Source organism: Pseudomonas juntendi (assembly GCF_009932375.1).
GTDB lineage: Bacteria > Pseudomonadota > Gammaproteobacteria > Pseudomonadales > Pseudomonadaceae > Aquipseudomonas > Aquipseudomonas juntendi.
Window position 1 is genome coordinate 1 of record NZ_BLJG01000526.1, and the last position, 859, is coordinate 859.

1 protein-coding gene is annotated in these 859 nt (G+C 67.5%); it reads right to left on the reverse strand.

Annotation, left to right across the window (positions count from 1 at the left end; translation table 11 throughout):
- The coding region (locus GYA94_RS27075) for a methyl-accepting chemotaxis protein (protein WP_161893494.1) at positions 1-859 on the reverse strand (859 nt) is incomplete at both ends.

Consider the following 859-nt stretch of genomic DNA (forward strand, 5'->3'; position numbering starts at 1 on the left):
GCGGATCACTTCCAGCACCGAACCGATCTTCTCGCTGTTCTGTGCCAGGCCCTCGACCTCGGCCATGGCATCGCTCATGTTGGCGGCCAGGGCGTCGATGCTGCTGGTGGTCCGATCGATCACCGCCAGGCCTTCACGGGTGGCCTGGTCGGCATCGCGTGCCGCCTGGGCGGCCTGGGCGGCGCTGCGTGCCACATCCTGGGCGGTGGCGCTCATTTCGTGCGAAGCGGTGGCTACCTGGTCGACCTGGCGGTACTGCTGCTCCATGCCGGCGCTGGTTTCGGTCGCGATCGCCGAAGACTGGTCGGCGGTACCCCGGGCGGCCTGCACCGAGCGTTTCACCTCGGCGATGGTCGGTTGCAGCTTGTCGAGAAAACGGTTGAACCAGCCGGCCAGTTCACCGAGTTCGTCCTGCTTCTGGTAAGCCAGGCGCCGGGTGAGGTCACCTTCACCGCTGGCGATATCCTTGAGCATGGCGGCCACGCCAAGAATCGGCCGGGTGACCCCGCGCGCCATCAGCCATACCAGCAGCAGGCCGGCGATCGCGGCAGCCAGGCCCAGGCCGAGTTCCAGCAAGGTTCCGCTGGTGTTCAGTGTGTCCAGTTCCTGCTTCAGTGCTTCAGCGGGGCCGGTCAGGGCATTTTCCGGCACATCCAGCAACACGCCCCAGGGCTGGGCATCAGGGATTGGCCGGAACGCGGCCAGCACTTTCAGGCGCTGCTGGTCATGCAGAATGCTCAGCTTGCCAGCGGCCAGCCTGCGCACCAGTTCGGCGCCATGGGCGGGGTCGACCTGGTCGACGCGCTGGGCCAGCTTGCTGGCGTCGGCGCTGTAGCCGGCCAGCAGGCCGACCGGGCTG